Below are 1,334 nucleotides of genomic sequence, written 5' to 3' on the forward strand. Positions count from 1 at the left end.
GGGCCTTGACCCCGGGTGATGGACACGCTTGATCTTGGTCTCAGACCAGAAAAGCGAGAAGATCTACCCGATGCCCAAGAAGAACTACACCGACGAGTTCCGCCGCGACGCGGTCGCGCTCTACCGCGACACCGCTGGCGCGACCGTGGCCGGGATCGCCACCGACCTCGGCATTTCCCACGGCTCGCTGACCGCGTGGCTCAAAAACGCCGGCGTCCCGATCCGTAAACCCCGAACAACGTCGGTGCCCGGGCCCGCCAGCGATGAAACCCCCGAGCAAGAAGCCGCCCGCCTGCGGGCAGAGCTCGCCCAGGTCAAGGCCGAGAAGACAAAGCTCGAGACCGAGCGCGACATCCTGCGATCGGCGGCCAAATATTTCGCCGGGGAGACGCGCTGGTGACCCGCTTCCAGTTCGTCGCCGACCACTCTCACACCTTCGAGGTGAAGCGGTTATGCCAGGTCGCCGAAGTCGCCCGGTCCTCGTACTACGCGTGGATCGGTGCCGCCGACAAACGAGCCGCCCGTGCCGACGCCGATGCTGATCTCGCCACCAAGATCCGTGCCGTCCACGACCAGGACAACACCTGCGGGCGGCCCAGGATCACCGCTGAACTCAACGCCGGCGCACCCGCCGGGCAGCGGATCAACCACAAACGGATCGCAAGGATCATGCGCGAGAACAACATCGAGGGTTTACGGCTTCGCCGCAGGCACCGCACCACGGTGCCCGAGCCTGCCGACACCCCGGCCGCTGACCTGGTGCGCCGGGATTTCACCGCGAACGCGCCGAATACCAAATACGTCGGTGACATCACCTATCTGCCCTGCGGAGACGGCGAGTTCTTGTATTTGGCCACGGTGATCGACTGCTTCTCCCGCCGCCTGGTCGGGTGGTCGATCGCTGACCACATGCGCACCGAACTCGTCGAAAACGCCCTGGCCGCTGCCGCTGCGACCCGCGGCAGCCTCGCTGGATCGATCTTCCATGCAGACCACGGAAGTCAGTACACCGCAAAGGATTTCGCGACACTCTGCACGACACTGGGTGTCACCCAATCGACGGGAGCGGTGGGCTCGAGCGCAGATAATGCCCTCGCGGAATCGTTCAACGCGACCCTGAAACGCGAGACGCTGCAAGGCGCTGCCCGGTGGGAATCACCGCGGGCGGCGCGGTTGGCGGTGTTCCGGTGGATCACCCGCTACAACACTCGACGAAGGCACTCCTACTGCGGGTATCTCAGCCCTGCCGACTACGAATCCGCTCACGCGCCCGATAACATGGCTCAAGCCGCGTAATCACAAACCCCCGTGTCCAGTTTCCGGGGTCAAGGCCC

At 64.8% G+C, this 1,334-nt stretch carries 1 protein-coding gene; it reads left to right on the plus strand.

Annotated elements, in window-relative coordinates; translation table 11 throughout:
* Window positions 1–70 precede the first annotated feature (70 nt).
* A protein-coding gene (locus tag ACFWO8_RS33125) for an IS3 family transposase (RefSeq protein ID WP_378974779.1) occupies window positions 71–1,296 on the plus strand; the annotation gives its coding sequence in 2 pieces (ribosomal slippage) (window positions 71–380 and window positions 380–1,296; 1,227 coding nt in all).
* Window positions 1,297–1,334 lie beyond the last annotated feature (38 nt).

Source organism: Nocardia sp. NPDC058480 (assembly GCF_042720495.1).
Lineage (GTDB): Bacteria > Actinomycetota > Actinomycetes > Mycobacteriales > Mycobacteriaceae > Nocardia.